The 15,783-nt window shown below is 68.0% G+C and carries 9 protein-coding genes; all 9 read right to left on the reverse strand.

The window, feature by feature from the left end; translation table 11 throughout:
* Window positions 1–87: 87 nt before the first annotated feature.
* On the reverse strand, window positions 88–2,208 hold the full coding sequence (fusA, locus tag AB0M28_RS16470; RefSeq protein WP_365404329.1) for an elongation factor G: 2,121 nt from the start codon (window positions 2,206–2,208) through the stop codon (window positions 88–90).
* 39 nt (window positions 2,209–2,247) lie between these two features.
* Window positions 2,248–2,718, reverse strand: a complete 471-nt coding sequence (rpsG, locus tag AB0M28_RS16475) for a 30S ribosomal protein S7 (RefSeq protein WP_365404332.1) — start codon at window positions 2,716–2,718, stop codon at window positions 2,248–2,250.
* A 2-nt stretch (window positions 2,719–2,720) separates the two neighbouring features.
* The gene (gene rpsL, locus AB0M28_RS16480) at window positions 2,721–3,092 is read right to left on the reverse strand and encodes a 30S ribosomal protein S12 (protein WP_003948652.1); all 372 of its coding nucleotides are present in this window, start codon (window positions 3,090–3,092) and stop codon (window positions 2,721–2,723) included.
* A gap of 290 nt (window positions 3,093–3,382) precedes the next feature.
* Window positions 3,383–3,928, reverse strand: coding sequence for a DUF1707 and DUF4190 domain-containing protein (locus AB0M28_RS16485; RefSeq protein ID WP_365404335.1), 546 nt, complete (start codon window positions 3,926–3,928; stop codon window positions 3,383–3,385).
* A 128-nt stretch (window positions 3,929–4,056) separates the two neighbouring features.
* The gene (locus AB0M28_RS16490) at window positions 4,057–7,971 is read right to left on the reverse strand and encodes a DNA-directed RNA polymerase subunit beta' (RefSeq protein WP_365404338.1); all 3,915 of its coding nucleotides are present in this window, start codon (window positions 7,969–7,971) and stop codon (window positions 4,057–4,059) included.
* A gap of 93 nt (window positions 7,972–8,064) precedes the next feature.
* On the reverse strand, window positions 8,065–11,553 hold the full coding sequence (gene rpoB, locus AB0M28_RS16495) for a DNA-directed RNA polymerase subunit beta (protein ID WP_365404341.1): 3,489 nt from the start codon (window positions 11,551–11,553) through the stop codon (window positions 8,065–8,067).
* 599 nt (window positions 11,554–12,152) lie between these two features.
* Window positions 12,153–12,539 carry a 50S ribosomal protein L7/L12 gene (gene rplL, locus AB0M28_RS16500; RefSeq protein ID WP_365404344.1) on the reverse strand — a complete coding sequence of 129 codons (387 nt, stop codon included), beginning with the start codon at window positions 12,537–12,539 and terminating at the stop codon, window positions 12,153–12,155.
* A gap of 119 nt (window positions 12,540–12,658) precedes the next feature.
* Window positions 12,659–13,189: a 50S ribosomal protein L10 gene (gene rplJ / locus AB0M28_RS16505; protein ID WP_365404347.1), complete on the reverse strand. Its 531-nt coding sequence runs from the start codon at window positions 13,187–13,189 to the stop codon at window positions 12,659–12,661.
* Between the two features lie 295 nt (window positions 13,190–13,484).
* Window positions 13,485–14,345, reverse strand: coding sequence for an LppX_LprAFG lipoprotein (locus AB0M28_RS16510; RefSeq protein ID WP_365404350.1), 861 nt, complete (start codon window positions 14,343–14,345; stop codon window positions 13,485–13,487).
* Between the last annotated feature and the right edge of the window lie 1,438 nt (window positions 14,346–15,783).

Genomic DNA, 15,783 nt, shown 5'->3' on the forward strand with positions numbered 1-15,783 from the left:
GCCGGGGCCCCGCCGCAGCCCTTCCGGATGGATACCGAACGGTCTGCGGCGGAATGCCCCGTAAGCCCTTGTGCTACAGCCTAAGGGTTACTCGCCCTTGGCCTTCGCGATGATCTCCTCCGCGACGTTCTTGGGAACCTCGGCGTAGGAGTCGAACTGCATGGAGTAGCTTGCGCGACCAGAGGTCTTGCTGCGCAGGTCACCCACGTAACCGAACATCTCCGACAGCGGAACCAGGCCCGTGACGAGCTTGGCACCGTGGCGGTCCTCCATGGACTGGATCTGACCGCGGCGGGAGTTGATGTCGCCGATCACGTCGCCCATGTAGTCCTCGGGCGTCGTGACCTCGACCTTCATCATCGGCTCGAGCAGGGCCGGGCTGGCCTTGCGGGCGGCCTCCTTGAAGGCCATCGAACCGGCGATCTTGAAGGCCATCTCGGAGGAGTCGACCTCGTGGTAGCCACCGTCGAGAAGGACGACCTTCACACCCGTGAGCGGGTAGCCGGCGAGCACGCCGAACTCCATGGCCTCCTGCGCGCCCGCGTCCACGGACGGGATGTACTCCCGCGGGATGCGGCCACCGGTGACCTTGTTCTCGAACTCGTAGCCATCGCCCTCGAGCGGCTCGAGCGCGATCTGCACCTTGGCGAACTGACCGGAACCACCGGTCTGCTTCTTGTGGGTGTAGTCGTAGCGCTCGACGGCCTTGCGAATCGTCTCGCGGTAGGCCACCTGCGGCTTGCCGACGTTCGCCTCGACCTTGAACTCACGGCGCATACGGTCCACGAGGATGTCGAGGTGAAGCTCGCCCATACCCGCGATGATCGTCTGGCCGGTCTCCTCGTCGGTGTGCACCTTGAAGGAGGGGTCCTCCTCGGCCAGGCGCTGGATCGCCGTGCCGAGCTTCTCCTGGTCGCCCTTGGACTTCGGCTCGATGGCCACCTGGATGACCGGCGCCGGGAAGTCCATGGACTCCAGGATCACCGGCTTCGCCGGGTCGCAGAGGGTCTCACCGGTGGTGGTCTGCTTCAGACCCATGACGGCGACGATGTCGCCGGCACCCACCGAGTCGATCTCCTCACGCTTGTTGGCGTGCATCCGGTAGATCTTGCCGATGCGCTCCTTCTTGCCCTTCACGGAGTTCTGGACCTGGGATCCAGCCTCGAGGCGACCGGAGTAGATCCGGACGAAGGTGAGCTTGCCGAGGTGCGGGTCGCTGGCGATCTTGAACGCCAGGGCCGACATCGGCTCGTCCTCGGACGGCTTGCGCAGAACGACCTTCTCCGGGTCGCTGACGTCGTGGCCCTCGATGGCCTCGATGTCGATCGGAGAGGGCAGGTAGCGCACGACCGCGTCGAGCAGGGGCTGGACGCCCTTGTTCTTGAACGCGGTACCGCAGAACACGGGGGTGACGGTGGTGCCGTCGCCCTTGCCGGAGCCGATGGTGATACGGCGGATCGCCGCGTACAGCTGCTCCTCGGTGGGCTCCTGGCCCTCGAGGTACAGCTCCATCATCTCCTCGTCGTTCTCGGCCACGGCCTCCAGGAGCTTGCCGCGGTACTCGTCCGCCGCCTCCAGGTGGGTGTCCGGGATGTCGACGACGTCGTACGCCTCGCCCAGCGCGGTCTCGGCGGACCACACCAGGGCCTTCATACGGACCAGGTCGACTACGCCGCGGAAGTCCATCTCGGTGCCGATGGGCAGCTGCATCACGATCGGGGTCGCACCCAGGCGGTCCTCGATCATGTCGACGCAGCGGTGGAACTCGGCACCGGTCCGGTCGAGCTTGTTGACGAAGCAGATCCGCGGAACGCCGTAGCGGTCCGCCTGACGCCACACCGTCTCGGACTGGGGCTCAACGCCGGCCACACCGTCGAACACGGTCACAGCACCGTCCAGGACGCGCAGCGAGCGCTCCACCTCGACCGTGAAGTCGACGTGGCCCGGGGTGTCGATGATGTTGATCGTGTGGTCGACGTTCTCGAGCGGCCAGTGGCAAGTCGTCGCGGCAGACGTGATCGTGATGCCGCGCTCCTGCTCCTGCTCCATCCAGTCCATGGTGGCAGCGCCATCGTGGACCTCACCGATCTTGTAAGACACACCGGTGTAGTACAGGATCCGCTCGGTGGTGGTCGTCTTGCCCGCGTCGATGTGGGCCATGATCCCGATGTTGCGGACCTTGGCCAGGTCAAGCGAAGTGGTGGCCATAGTGGCTCAGTCTTCTCTCTCGTATAACGGGGGTATCGACTACCAGCGGTAGTGCGCGAAGGCCTTGTTCGCCTCGGCCATCTTGTGGGTGTCCTCACGTCGCTTGACGGAGGCGCCCAGGCCGTTCGAGGCGTCGAGCAGCTCGTTCATGAGGCGCTCGGTCATGGTCTTCTCGCGGCGGGCGCGGGAGTAACCCACGAGCCAGCGCAGCGCCAGGGTCGAGGAGCGACCCGGCTTGACCTCGACGGGCACCTGGTAGGTCGCGCCACCGACACGGCGGGACTTGACCTCGATGGCCGGCTTGACGTTCTCGAGCGCGCGCTTGAGGGTGATGACCGGGTCGTTGCCGGTCTTCTCGCGCAGGCCCTCCATGGCGCCGTACACGATGCGCTCAGCGGTGGAGCGCTTGCCGTGCAGCAGGACCTTGTTGATGAGGGAGGTCACCAGAGGAGAGTTGTAGACCGGGTCGATGTGCACCGGTCGCTTCGGGGCGGGGCCCTTACGAGGCATTCTTACTTCTCCTTCTTGGCGCCGTAGCGGGAACGAGCCTGCTTACGGTTCTTGACGCCCTGCGTGTCGAGGGAGCCGCGGATGATCTTGTAACGAACACCCGGCAGGTCCTTCACACGGCCACCACGGACGAGCACGATGGAGTGCTCCTGCAGGTTGTGGCCCTCACCCGGGATGTAGGCCGTGACCTCGATGCCCGAGGTCAGACGCACACGCGCGACCTTACGCAGGGCAGAGTTCGGCTTCTTCGGGGTGGTGGTGAAGACACGCGTGCAGACGCCGCGGCGCTGAGGGGAACCCTCGAGCGCGGGCGTCTTGTTCTTCTCGACCTTGTCCTGCCGGCCCTTACGGACCAGCTGCTGGATCGTAGGCACTACTTCTCCGGTTTCTGTGTGCCATCTCGGTACTTCTAACCTGGGGTTTTGTCCGTGAAGACCGACTGTCCACCGACCCACGCGGTCGGGTGTGTCGCAAACCGGTGCCCCTGCTGCTTGGCCGGCAGCGGGGAAAGTTGCACTCGGCTTTTAGGGCGTCACTCCTCGATGTTCCCGCATGGTCCGAAAGAGCGCACGCGAGAACCCGGGGACACCCCAGGCACAAGGTCAGAGCGTACCTATAGCATCCGCCTGGGTCAAAACGTCATCGGCTCCACCTGCTGAGCAGGTCATTTGCCGGAGGCCGCGACGGCCACCACCACGACCAGGATGACGATCGCCCAGCTCGCCACCGCCAGCCAGCCCATCACCAGACCGGTCAGCGCCAGACCGTCGCCGCGTTCGCGGGTTCGGCGGATCTCGGCGCGGGCCTTGTGGCCCAGGATCACGGCCGGGATGCCGGTCAGCCCCCCGGTGAAGAGGGTGCCGATGCCGCACGCGAACGCGGCGGTGGCCGTGCTGTTGTTCGGCGGCAGCGGGTGTACGGGCAGGAAGGGCACCGGCACCGGGCCGGCCACCGCCATGGGACCCGGCACGGGCCCCTGCGGCAGGTCGGCGATGAGGTGGTGCAGCTCACCGTAGGTGAGTGCGCTGTGCACGCGGTGCAAGCGGTCGTCGTACTCGGTCTTGTCCAGCCGGCCCTCCGCGTAGCCGGCCTTCAGCACGTCCGCCGCCCGCTCCCGATCCGAGTCAGAGGCCCGCATCGCGGGCGGCTGCCCCTGTCCCCACGGCTGCATCGACGACACCCGGAACCACCTCCCCACGGCGACGCCCACGCCGCCCGACTCCATTGTGCGGGATCCGGGGCGACACCAGGGCCCCAGCCTCGCGGCTGCCCGCGAAAACGCCGCGGGGGCGGCCCCGGGACATCCCAGGACCGCCCCCGCGCACAGGCGCGACCGCGTCAGCCGTTGTACGGGCCGTAGTCGTAGTCCTCCAGCGGGACGGCCTGACCCGACCCCGCGCCGAACGGCGAGTAGTCGATGTCGTCGTAGCCCACCGTGGAGTACATGGCCGCCTTGGCCTCCTCCGTCGGCTCGACCCGGATGTTGCGGTAGCGGGACAGGCCCGTACCGGCCGGGATGAGCTTACCGATGATGACGTTCTCCTTGAGGCCGATCAGCGAGTCGGACTTGGCGTTGATCGCCGCGTCCGTGAGGACTCGCGTCGTCTCCTGGAAGGACGCCGCCGACAGCCAGGACTCCGTGGCCAGCGAGGCCTTGGTGATACCCATCAGCTGCGGACGACCGGAGGCGGGGTGCCCGCCCTCGGCCACCACACGGCGGTTCTCGGTCTCGAACTTGCCGCGCTCGACGAGCTCGCCCGGCAGCAGCTCCGCGTCGCCGGACTCGATGATCGTCACGCGGCGCAGCATCTGCCGGATGATGATCTCGATGTGCTTGTCGTGGATCGACACGCCCTGCGAGTTGTAGACCTTCTGGACCTCGCCGACCAGGTGGACCTGGACGGCGCGCTGGCCGAGGATGCGCAGCACGTCGTGCGGGTTGGTCGCACCGAAGGTCAGCGGCTGACCGACCTCGACGTGGTCGCCCTCGCGCACCAGGAGCTTGGCGCGCTTGGAGACGGGGAACGCGGTCTCGTCCGAGCCGTCGTCGGGGGTGACGACGATCTTCTTGGTCTTCTCGGTCTCCTCGATCCGCACCCGGCCGTTGGCCTCGGAGATCGGGGCGACACCCTTCGGGGTACGGGCCTCGAAGAGCTCGACGACACGGGGCAGACCCTGGGTGATGTCGTCACCGGCCACACCACCGGTGTGGAAGGTACGCATCGTCAGCTGGGTACCGGGCTCACCGATGGACTGGGCGGCGATGATGCCGACCGCCTCACCGATGTCGACCAGCTTGCCGGTGGCCAGCGAGCGGCCGTAGCACATGGCGCAGGTGCCGACCGCCGACTCACAGGTCAGGACCGAGCGGGTCTTGACCGTCTCGATGCCGGCCGCGACCAGCTCGTCGATGAGCACGTCGCCCAGGTCCGTGCCGGCCGGGGCCAGCACCTTCCCGTCCACGACGATGTCCTCGGCGAGGCAGCGCGCGTACACGGACGTCTCGACGTCCTCGGTCTTGCGCAGCACGCCGTCCTCGCCGCGCTCGGCGATGGCGAGCTTGAGGCCGCGCTCGGTGCCGCAGTCCTCCTCGCGGATGATGACGTCCTGCGACACGTCCACCAGACGACGGGTCAGGTAACCCGAGTCGGCGGTACGCAGGGCGGTGTCCGCGAGACCCTTACGGGCACCGTGCGTGGAGATGAAGTACTCCAGCACGGACAGACCCTCACGGAACGACGCCTTGATCGGCCGCGGGATGGTCTCGTTCTTCGCGTTGGACACCAGACCACGCATACCGGCGATCTGACGCATCTGCATCATGTTCCCGCGCGCGCCCGAGTCGACCATCATGAAGATGGGGTTCGTCTTCGGGAAGTTCGCGTTCATCGCCTCGGCGACCTCGTTGGTCGCCTTGGTCCAGATGCCGATGAGCTCCTGGGTGCGCTCTTCCTTGGTGATCAGACCGCGCTCGTACTGCTTCTGGACCTTCTCGTCCTGGGCCTCGTAGCCGGCGATGATCGCCTTCTTGGCCTCGGGGACGACGACGTCCGAGATCGCGACGGTGACACCGGAACGGGTGGCCCAGTAGAAGCCGGACGCCTTCAGGTTGTCGAGCGTCGCCGCCACGATGACCTTCGGGTAGCGCTCGGCGAGGTCGTTGACGATCTCCGAGAGCTGCTTCTTGCCGACCGGGTAGTCGACGAACGGGTAGTCCTCGGGCAGCAGCTCGTTGAAGAGCGCGCGGCCCAGGGTCGTCGTCAGCCGGAACGGGTCGCCCGGCTGCCAGTCGCCCGCGGCGAAGCCGCTGTCGCCCTCCTCCGGAGCCGGCGGGGTCCAGCCGCGCGGCGGGACGGTGCCCACCGGGAAGCGGATGTCCACCCTCGACTGGAGCGCGAGCTCCCCGGCGTCGAACGCCATGATCGCCTCGGCCGTGGAGCCGAAGGACCGGCCCTCGCCCTTGACGTCACGCAGCTCGCCGTCGGTGGTGAGGAAGAACAGACCCAGGACCATGTCCTGCGTCGGCATCGTCACCGGGCGGCCGTCGGCCGGCTTGAGGATGTTGTTCGAGGACAGCATCAGGATGCGGGCCTCGGCCTGCGCCTCCGCGGAGAGCGGCAGGTGCACGGCCATCTGGTCACCGTCGAAGTCCGCGTTGAACGCGGTGCAGACGAGCGGGTGGATCTGGATGGCCTTGCCCTCGACCAGCTGCGGCTCGAAGGCCTGGATGCCCAGGCGGTGCAGGGTGGGCGCACGGTTCAGCAGCACCGGGTGCTCGGCGATGACCTCTTCGAGGACGTCGTACACCACGGTGCGGCCGCGCTCGACCATCCGCTTGGCGCTCTTGATGTTCTGCGCGTGGTTCAGGTCGACCAGGCGCTTCATCACGAACGGCTTGAAGAGCTCCAGCGCCATGGCCTTGGGCAGACCGCACTGGTGCAGCTTCAGCTGCGGGCCGACGACGATGACGGAACGCGCCGAGTAGTCGACTCGCTTGCCGAGCAGGTTCTGGCGGAAACGACCCTGCTTGCCCTTCAGCATGTCGCTGAGGGACTTCAGGGGCCGGTTGCCGGGACCGGTGACCGGACGGCCGCGACGGCCGTTGTCGAACAGCGCGTCCACGGCCTCCTGGAGCATGCGCTTCTCGTTGTTCACGATGATCTCGGGCGCGCCGAGGTCGAGAAGCCGCTTCAGGCGGTTGTTCCGGTTGATCACGCGGCGGTACAGGTCGTTCAGGTCGGAGGTCGCGAAGCGGCCACCGTCCAGCTGCACCATCGGACGCAGGTCCGGCGGGATGACCGGGACGCAGTCCAGCACCATGCCGTTGGGGCTGTTACGGGTGGTCTGGAAGGCCGAGACGACCTTCAGACGCTTCAGGGCGCGGGTCTTCTTCTGGCCCTTGCCGGTACGGATGATCTCGCGGAGGCGCTCCGACTCCTCGTCGAGGTCGAAGGACTCCAGGCGCTTCTGCAGCGCCGCGGCGCCCATGCCGCCCGAGAAGTAGGTGCCGAAGCGGTCGCGCAGCTCGCGGTAGAGCAGCTCGTCGCCCTCGAGGTCCTGGACCTTGAGGTTCTTGAACCGGCTCCACACCTCGTCCAGGCGGTCCAGCTCGCGCTGGGCCCGGTCGCGGAGCTGCTTCATCTCGCGCTCGCCGCCCTCGCGCACCTTGCGGCGCACGTCGGCCTTGGCACCCTCGGCCTCGAGCTCGGCCAGGTCGGCCTCGGCCTTCTTGGCGCGGGCCTCGAGGTCCGCGTCGCGGCGCTGCTCGATCTGCTGGCGCTCCACGGAGATGTGGGCCTCCAGCGACGGCAGGTCGCGGGTACGGCGCTCCTCGTCCACCCACGTGATCATGTAGGCGGCGAAGTAGATGACCTTCTCAAGGTCCTTCGGCGCCAGGTCGAGCAGGTAGCCCAGACGCGACGGGACGCCCTTGAAGTACCAGATGTGGGTCACGGGCGCGGCAAGCTCGATGTGGCCCATCCGCTCACGGCGCACCTTCGCGCGGGTGACCTCGACGCCACACCGCTCGCAGATGATGCCCTTGAAGCGGACACGCTTGTACTTACCGCAGTAGCACTCCCAGTCCCGGGTGGGACCGAAGATCTTCTCGCAGAAAAGGCCGTCCTTTTCCGGCTTGAGGGTTCGGTAGTTGATGGTCTCGGGCTTCTTGACCTCGCCGTGCGACCAGGTCCGGATGTCGTCCGCGGTCGCCAGGCCGATCCGCAGCTCGTCGAAGAAGTTGACGTCGAGCACTATGCGTCAATCCCTCTCAGGGTCGTTTCATCAATGGTCTGTACGGGTCCGGGGAGAGCCGGCCGGACCGTGAAGGTCCGGCCGGCCAACCCGTCAGACCTCTTCGACGCTGCTCGGCTCGCGCCGGGACAGGTCGATACCGAGCTCCTCCGCAGCGCGGAAGACGTCCTCGTCGGTGTCGCGCATCTCGATGGACATGCCGTCCGAGGACAGCACCTCCACGTTGAGGCACAGGGACTGCATCTCCTTGATGAGCACCTTGAAGGACTCGGGGATGCCGGGCTCCGGGATGTTCTCGCCCTTGACGATGGCCTCGTAAACCTTCACGCGGCCGGTCACGTCGTCGGACTTGATGGTCAGCAGCTCCTGGAGGGCGTACGCGGCGCCGTAAGCCTCCAGCGCCCACACCTCCATCTCACCGAAGCGCTGGCCACCGAACTGGGCCTTACCACCCAGCGGCTGCTGGGTGATCATGGAGTACGGACCGGTGGAGCGGGCGTGCAGCTTGTCGTCCACCAGGTGGTGCAGCTTGAGGATGTACATGTAGCCGATGGAGATCGGCTCCGGGAACGGCTCGCCGGAGCGGCCGTCGTACAGCCTCGCCTTACCGGTCGGCTGGACCATGCGGTCGCCGTCCCGGTTCGGGATGGTGTGCTGCAGCAGACCGGCGATCTCGTCCTCACGCGCACCGTCGAAGACGGGGGTGGCGACGTTGGTGCCGGGCTCAACCTGGTCGGCGCCGATGACCTGCAGGCGCTGCGCCCAGTCCTCCGCGAGGCCGGAGACGTCCCAGCCGCGGCTGGCGAGCCAGCCGAGGTGGATCTCCAGGACCTGTCCCGGGTTCATTCGGGACGGGACACCCAGCGGGTTCAGGATGATGTCGACCGGGGTGCCGTCCTCCAGGAACGGCATGTCCTCGACCGGCAGGATCTTGGAGATGACGCCCTTGTTGCCGTGGCGGCCGGCGAGCTTGTCACCGTCGGTGATCTTGCGCTTCTGCGCGACGTACACGCGCACCAGCTGGTTCACACCGGGCGGCAGCTCGTCGCCCTCCTCGCGGTCGAAGACGCGGACGCCGATGACCTTGCCGATCTCGCCGTGCGGCACCTTCAGCGAGGTGTCACGGACCTCACGGGCCTTCTCGCCGAAGATCGCGCGCAGCAGGCGCTCCTCCGGGGTCAGCTCGGTCTCACCCTTGGGCGTGACCTTGCCGACCAGGATGTCGCCGGCGACGACCTCGGCACCGATGCGGATGATGCCGCGCTCGTCCAGGTCCGCCAGGACCTCCTCGGAGACGTTCGGGATGTCCCGGGTGATCTCCTCGGGGCCGAGCTTGGTGTCCCGGGCGTCGACCTCGTGCTCCTCGATGTGGATCGAGGAGAGGACGTCGTCCTGTACGAGGCGCTGCGACAGGATGATCGCGTCCTCGTAGTTGTGGCCCTCCCACGGCATGAAGGCGACCAGCAGGTTCTTGCCGAGCGCCATCTCACCCTCTTCGGTGGACGGACCGTCGGCGAGGACCTGGCCCTCGATGACGCGGGCGCCCTCGTCCACGACGACCTTCTGGTTGAAGGAGGTGCCCTGGTTCGAGCGCGAGAACTTGGCCACCCGGTAGGTGGTGTAGGTGCCGTCGTCGTTGGCGACCGTGATGTAGTCCGCGGAGACCTCCTGGACCACACCGTCCTTCTCGGCCCTGATGACGTCGCCGGCGTCGACCGCGCAGCGGTACTCCATGCCGGTGCCGACCAGCGGCGACTCCGCCTTCAGCAGCGGAACGGCCTGGCGCATCATGTTCGAGCCCATGAGCGCGCGGTTGGCGTCGTCGTGCTCGAGGAAGGGGATCATGGCCGTCGCGACCGACACCATCTGGCGCGGGGAGACGTCCATGTAGTCCACGTCGGTGCCCGGCACGTAGTCGACCTCGCCGCCACGGCGGCGGACCAGCACACGGGCCTCGGCGAACGTGTTGTCCGCGGTCAGCGGCGCGTTCGCCTGGGCGATGACGAAGCGGTCCTCCTCGTCGGCCGTCAGGTAGTCGACCTCGTCCGAGACCACACCGGCCTCGTCGACCTTGCGGTACGGGGTCTCGATGAAACCGAACGGGTTGATCCGGCCGTACGAGGCGAGCGAGCCGATCAGACCGATGTTCGGGCCTTCCGGCGTCTCGATCGGGCACATCCGGCCGTAGTGCGAGGGGTGCACGTCACGGACCTCGAAGCCGGCCCGCTCACGCGACAGACCACCCGGGCCCAGCGCGTTCAGACGACGCTTGTGCGTCAGCCCGGACAGCGGGTTCGTCTGGTCCATGAACTGCGACAGCTGGCTGGTGCCGAAGAACTCCTTGATGGAGGCGACGACCGGCCGGATGTTGATCAGGGTCTGCGGCGTGATCGCCTCGACGTCCTGGGTGGTCATGCGCTCGCGCACGACGCGCTCCATACGGGCGAGACCCGTACGGACCTGGTTCTGGATCAGCTCGCCGACGTTACGGATACGGCGGTTGCCGAAGTGGTCGATGTCGTCGGTCTCGACCATGATCGTCGTACCGTTCGGCGCGACCTTCTCGGTCTCGCCGGCGTGCAGCTGCACCAGGTACTTGATCGTGGCGATGATGTCGTCGGTGGTCAGCACGCCGGCGTCGAGGGGCTGCTCGCCGCCGAGCTTCTTGTTGACCTTGTAGCGGCCGACCTTGGCCAGGTCGTAGCGCTTGGGGTTGAAGTAGAGGTTCTCCAGCAGCGTCTGCGCGGCCTCACGGGTCGGGGGCTCGCCCGGACGCAGCTTGCGGTAGATGTCGAGGAGCGCGTCGTCCTGGCCCTGGGTGTGGTCCTTCTCCAGGGTGGCGCGCATCGACTCGTACTCGCCGAACTCCTCGAGGATCTGCTCGGTGGTCCAGCCGAGCGCCTTGAGCAGTACGGTGACCGACTGCTTGCGCTTGCGGTCGATGCGCACACCGACCATGTCGCGCTTGTCGATCTCCATCTCCAGCCAGGCACCCCGGGACGGGATGATCTTGGCGGTGAAGATGTCCTTGTCGGAGGTCTTGTCGATCTGGGAGTCGAAGTAGACACCCGGGGACCGGACGAGCTGCGAGACCACGACACGCTCGGTGCCGTTGATCACGAAGGTGCCCTTGCCGGTCATGAGCGGGAAGTCGCCCATGAAGACCGTCTGGGACTTGATCTCGCCGGTCTCGTTGTTGGTGAACTCGGCCGTGACGAAGAGCGGGGCCGCGAACGTGAAGTCGCGCTCCTTGCACTCGTCGATGGAGTTCTTCGGGGGCTCGAAACGGTGGTCGCGGAAAGTCAGCGACATCGACCCGGAGAAGTCCTCGATCGGGGAGATCTCTTCGAAGATCTCCTCCAGACCGGACTTCCTGGGGACGTCCTGTCCACTGTCCAGGGCCGCCTCGACCCGAGCCTTCCAGGCGTCGTTGCCGAGGAGCCAGTCGAAGCTCTCGGTCTGCAGCGCAAGGAGGTTCGGAACCTCGAGGGGCTCCTTGATCTTCGCGAATGAGATACGCAGGGGGGCGGTGCTGGCGCCGTTGTTCTGGTTTCCAGTCGAGGCGGTGCGCGAGGCGGCCAAGAGGGGGTCCTTCCGAGGGCTCGGACTCACTACGCGCGTACCGGTCCCATGCTCCGGCAAACCACACAAAAGCCCTGTTCAGGGCCTATAAGGCGGCTGTGCTTGAGCTTGGAGATGCCCCTGGTGACGGGCAGGGAGCAGCTAACAGGCAGCGCAAAGGGTCAGTGTAGCCACTCGGCACACTGATGTCCAGTCCTGAGTGCTGGGCACTCTGGAGATTGGCAGAGCCAACCTCTCCCCTCGTATTCCGACCCGGACCCCCGAGTCGCACTGTGCGGTCCTGCGTCCGTCCGTACTGCGCTGCGGTGCTGCTGTGCTCGAGCGAGTACTTCCCACTCCAGCGCCGGTCCATGCCTCGGAATCGGACCGATGTGACGACCTGAGAATTGCGCGCTGCGTGCGGTTCGTCAAGGCCCCCCACCCCCGGCCGGGTCGCCGGGGGCAACGTAGATCACCATACAGACCGCCCCACGACGGGCAAGGACGCGGCGCAGAGAACGCCGAAGGGCGACCACCCGAGTGGGTGATCGCCCTTCGTCAGAGCCTCAGGTCCGGCGGCTGCCGGACGGTCTGCTCGGAGAGTCAGCGGACTCGCGAGGTCACTTGACCTCGACGGAGGCGCCGGCGCCCTGGAGGGCCTCGGCGGCCTTGTCCGCGGCGTCCTTCGCGACCTTCTCGAGGACGGGCTTCGGGGCGCCGTCCACCAGGTCCTTGGCCTCCTTGAGGCCCAGGGAGGTCAGCTCACGCACGACCTTGATGACCTGGATCTTCTTGTCGCCGGCACCGGTGAGGATGACGTCGAACTCGTCCTTCTCCTCGACGGCCTCGGCACCCGGGGCAACCGGGCCGCCGGCCATCATGACCGGCGCGGCAGCGGCGGCGGTGACGTCGAACTTGTCCTCGAACGCCTTCACGAACTCGGAGAGCTCGATGAGGGTCATCTCCTCGAACTGCGCGAGCAGGTCTTCCTGAGAGAGCTTCGCCATGATGGGCGATCCTTCCACTAAATCGGCAGGTGCCGGATGTACGGGATGTGGCGGGCGTACGTCGGCCCGCTGCGATCTCCGCCGCCGCTCAGGCGGCGAGGATCAGAAAGCGAGCCGAGTTACTCGGCACCGCCCTGCTCGTCCTGCTTGGCACGGAGCGCGTCCACGGTGCGGACGAGCTTCGAGGGCAGCGCCTGGAAGACGGAGGCAGCCTGGGACTGCTTCGCCTTGAAGGCACCGGCCAGCTTGGACAGCAGAACCTCGCGGGACTCGAGGTCCGCAAGCTTCTTGATCTCATCGGCGGTCAGCGCCTTGCCGTCAAGGACACCGCCCTTGATGATGAGATTCGGGTTTTCCTTGGCAAAGTCACGAAGACCCTTCGCCGACTCCACCGGGTCACCGGTGACGAAGGCAACCGCAGTCGGACCAGCGAAGTAGTCGTCGAGCGCGGTGATCCCGGCCTCGTTGGCCGCGATCTTGGTCAGCGTGTTCTTCACCACGGCGTACTGGGCGTTCCCACCGAGCGAACGGCGCAGCTGCTTGAGCTGGGCCACGGTGAGACCGCGGTACTCGGTCAGCACGGCGGCGTTGGAGCTGCGGAACTTGTCCGTAAGCTCGGCAACCGCGGTGGCCTTGTCGGGCTTCGCCATGAGCCTCGGCCTCCTTCCGGGTGATTGCGTGACCGCGCGATCGTCGCGAGAAGGAGGAGGCTGAACGTACGAAACGCCCCGGCGCAGGCGCACGGGGTGTTACTCGACCGGTCCGGAGACGGACACGGGAGTCTCTACCACTGTCACCTGCGCGGGTCGTCCGCTGCTGAGCGGATCCTTCGGCCGCCGCGACCCGTCGAACGGGCACGGCAACGACCAGCGGTCTTTGGCTTCTGTGGAAGAGTACGTGAAGGGGGTTCCCCAGGGCAAATCCGGCCCCGGGGAACCGATGGGTTCAGCTCTGCGCGTCCATCATCTTGGCGAGGTCCATCACCTCGGAGGCCGGCGGGGCCTTCACCTCGACCGGCTTGTTGAGCTCGCCGAAGGTGATCGTGGTGTCCAGCGGGCCCTCCTTGGTGGTGCCCTGGACGCGGACCTGCTTAGTGTGGTCGTCCTTGTCGATCCACATGTCCATGGTCAGCTTGTCCATGCCGAGCTTGTCGTAGGCGTCGAGGGTCTTCTCCCGCCGCTTCTTCGCCTCGGCGTCGCCGTCCAGCGACTTGCGCAGGTCGGCCAGGGTGACGGTGCCGGTGTAGTGCGTGGTCTGCACCCCGTCGATCGTCTCCTCGCCGACCTTCTTCAGGTCCTTGGAGGCGGTCATGAAGCTGGACGAGTCGATGGGGTTCTGGTCGGTCGTCGCGGAGGTGACGCCGTCGCCCTCCTCCGCCTTCGTCATGTCGAACTTCAGCCAGGACTTGCCGTCGACGGGCTCGCCGCCCTTGAGGTACATCACCTTGTCGACGACGCGGATCTCGATGTCCTCCGGCGGGTTTCCGCCGGTCATGGTCATCTGCATGGCCTCGGACTTGACGTCCATCGACGCCTCGCCGGAGAACTCGCCGCCGTCGGCGCCGGGGGCCTTGCCCTTCATCGTGAAGGACAGCGAGGTGATGTCCTCGTTGTTGTCCACGGCCTTCTTGACCGCCGCGGCGGGCGAGACCTCCGTGGCGCCGCCCTGCCCGCCGCCCGAGCCGGCGCGGCCCTTGCCGCCACCGCCGTCGCCGGACCCGGAGTCGGAGCAGGCGGCGGCACCGCCGCCGAGCAGCACACCCGCGAGCACGGCCGCGGTCACCTTGGTACGGATGCCAGACTTCACTGTTCCCCCCACGCTTCTCATACGTCTCTCATGGTCCCGAGTACGGTAGCCGGTCCCTCCGACAGGGCACAGCGCCAGCCCCCGCGGGCGCGCACCGCCGCCGCGGCGGTCTTCGGGTGCACAGCCGCATCGCCCGGCGCCGGTTCCGGTGCAAGGCCCGCGGTGCGGCGGGCTCCGGTGTACGGCCGCAGGGCCCGCGCCGCGGCGGGTTCCGGTGTACGCCCGCACCGCGCCGCGGCTGGTGCCGGCGCCCAGCGCCCCGTGACCGGACACCACCGACGACACCCGCACTGACCCGCGCCTGCCGCTCCCACGCGACCGCTCCGCTCCCCGAGGGGGGTCGGGGCGAAGCCCCCGAGGTCTCGTCGGTCGGGCATCCCGCTGGCGCCCAGGTCACCGTGCGGGCTCCGGTGCAGAGCCGCACCGCGCGGCGATGGGCTCTGGTGCACAGCCGCACCGCGGCGCGGCGGGCGCTGGGGCACGGTGGCCCGGGGTTGGCGCCACCGGCGACGCCCGGTGCTGATGCGCATCTGCCGCTCCCACGCGACCGCCACGTTCTCTCCCCCCGGTGAGGGGCGAAGCCCCGGGAGTCTCGTCGGTCGGGCACCCCGCCGGCACCCAGGTCACCGCGCGGGCTCCGGTGCACAGCCGCACCGCGCCGCGGCGGGCGCTGGGGTCCGGTGGCCCGGGGTTGGCGCCACGGCGACGCCCCGTGCTGATCCGCATCTGCCGCTCCCACGCGATCGCCACGTTCTCTCCCCCCGGTGAGGAGCGAAGCCCCGGGGTGAGGAGCGAAGCCCCGGGAGTCTCGTCGGTCGGGCAACCCCGCCGGCGCCCAGGTCACCGCGCGGGCTCCGGTGCAGGGCCGCACCTCGCGGCGGGCTCTGGTGCGCAGCCTCGCCACGGCGCGTGCTGGTGCACAGCCCGCGCCCGGCGGGTGCCGGGGCCCGTGGCCCGGGGTCGGGCGCCACCGGCGACGTCCGGTGCTGATCCGCATCTGCCGCTCCCACGCGACCGCCACGTTCCCTCCCCCCGGTGAGGGGCGAAGCCCCGGGGGTCTCGTCGGTCGGGTACCCCGACGGCGCCCAGGTCACCGGGCGGGCTCCGGTGCAGGGCCGCACCTCGCGGCGGGCTCTGGTGCGCAGCCTCGCCACGGCGCGTGCTGGTGCGCAGCTTCGCCGGGCGGGTGCTGGTGCGCTGCCGTGCCGTGCCGCGGTGGGTGCTGGTGCGCTGCCGCACCGTGCCGCGGCGATGGCTGGGCCCGGTGGGCCGGGGTTGGGTGCCACCGGCGACGTCTGGTGTTGATCCGCAGCCTCCCCTCTCAGGCGGCCGCCCCGCTCCCCGGGGGTCCGGGGGCGGAGCCCAGGGATGTACGCGGAGAGGCTGTGCCTGCAGTTGGGGTGAAACAGCCCCGCCGCGCGGGCCTCCACCAGCGTCC

This window comes from Streptomyces sp. NPDC051940, assembly GCF_040680895.1.
GTDB lineage: Bacteria > Actinomycetota > Actinomycetes > Streptomycetales > Streptomycetaceae > Streptomyces.

What these genes read in the sequence shown, in the direction of transcription:
- fusA (WP_365404329.1), bottom strand. Translation starts at nt 2,208, where the DNA reads ATGGCCACCACTTCGCTTGACCTGGCCAAGGTCCGCAACATCGGGATC.
- rpsG (WP_365404332.1), bottom strand. Translation starts at nt 2,718, where the DNA reads ATGCCTCGTAAGGGCCCCGCCCCGAAGCGACCGGTGCACATCGACCCG.
- rplL (WP_365404344.1), bottom strand. Translation starts at nt 12,539, where the DNA reads ATGGCGAAGCTCTCTCAGGAAGACCTGCTCGCGCAGTTCGAGGAGATG.
- rplJ (WP_365404347.1), bottom strand. Translation starts at nt 13,189, where the DNA reads ATGGCGAAGCCCGACAAGGCCACCGCGGTTGCCGAGCTTACGGACAAG.